Consider the following 1456-nt stretch of genomic DNA (forward strand, 5'->3'; position numbering starts at 1 on the left):
CGCACGCCCCCGTACGCCCGCACCGGCCGCCCGTCCGCCACCCGCCCGGGAGGTCCGTAGAATCTCCCCACGTGAACAAGCCGCGCATCCCCAACGTCCTGGCCGCCCGCTACGCCTCCGCCGAGCTGGCCGCCCTCTGGTCCCCCGAGCACAAGGTCGTCCTGGAGCGGCAGCTGTGGCTCGCCGTGCTGCGCGCCCAGCGGGACCTGGGGATCGAGGTGCCCGAGGGCGCCGTCGCCGACTACGAGCGCGTGCTCCAGGACGTCGACCTCGCCTCGATCGCCGCGCGCGAGAAGGTCACGCGGCACGACGTGAAGGCCCGGATCGAGGAGTTCAACGCGCTCGCCGGCCACGAGCAGATCCACAAGGGCATGACCTCCCGCGACCTGACCGAGAACGTGGAGCAGCTCCAGGTGCGGCAGTCGCTGGAGCTGGTGCGCGACCGCGCGGTCGCGGTGCTGGCCCGGCTGGGCAGGCTGGCGGGCGAGCACTCCGGCCTGGTGATGGCCGGCCGCTCGCACAACGTCGCCGCGCAGGCCACCACGCTGGGCAAGCGGTTCGCCACCGCCGCCGACGAGCTGCTGACCGCGTACGGCCGCGTGGAGGACCTGCTCGCGCGCTACCCGCTGCGCGGCATCAAGGGTCCCGTCGGCACCGCGCAGGACATGCTCGACCTGCTCGGCGGCGGCAAGGAGGGCGCCGCGCGGCTCGCCGAGCTGGAGGGCCGGGTCGCCGGCCACCTGGGCTTCGCCCACGCCCTCACCTCCGTCGGCCAGGTCTACCCGCGCTCCCTGGACTACGACGTGGTCGCGGCCCTGGTGCAGGTCGCCGCCGCGCCGTCGTCGCTGGCGAAGACGATCCGGCTGATGGCCGGGCACGAGCTGGTCACCGAGGGCTTCAAGCCCGGCCAGGTCGGCTCGTCCGCGATGCCGCACAAGATGAACACCCGCTCCTGCGAGCGCGTGAACGGCCTCATGGTGATCCTGCGCGGGTACGCCTCGATGACCGCGGAGCTGGCGGGCGACACCTGGAACGAGGGCGACGTGTCCTGCTCCGTGGTGCGCCGCGTGGCGCTGCCGGACGCGTTCTTCGCGCTCGACGGGCTGCTGGAGACGTTCCTGACGGTGCTGGACGAGTTCGGCGCCTTCCCCGCGGTGATCGCCCGCGAGCTGGACCGCTACCTGCCGTTCCTGGCCACCACCAAGGTGCTGATGGCGGCGGTACGGGCCGGGGTCGGCCGGGAGGAGGCGCACGAGGTCGTCAAGGAACACGCGGTCGCCGCGGCGCTGGCGATGCGCGAGCGCGGCGCCGAGCGCAACGAGCTCCTCGACCGGCTCGCCGCCGACGGCCGCATCCCGCTGGACCGGGACCGGCTTCAGGCGCTGATGGCCGACCGGCTGTCGTTCACCGGCGCCGCGGAGGAGCAGGTGGCGGCGGTGGCGGCGCGGGTCGAGGA

Annotated in this window: 1 protein-coding gene; it reads left to right on the top strand. The window is 74.0% G+C overall.

What is annotated here, in order from left to right:
- Nucleotides 1-71: 71 nt before the first annotated feature.
- The coding region (gene purB, locus H5J30_RS33030; protein ID WP_181791383.1) for an adenylosuccinate lyase at nucleotides 72-1456 on the top strand (1385 nt) is incomplete at its 3' end.

Origin of the sequence: Streptomyces phytophilus (assembly GCF_013870535.1) — a bacterium.
In the GTDB taxonomy this organism is placed as follows: Bacteria; Actinomycetota; Actinomycetes; order Streptomycetales; family Streptomycetaceae; genus Streptomyces; species Streptomyces phytophilus.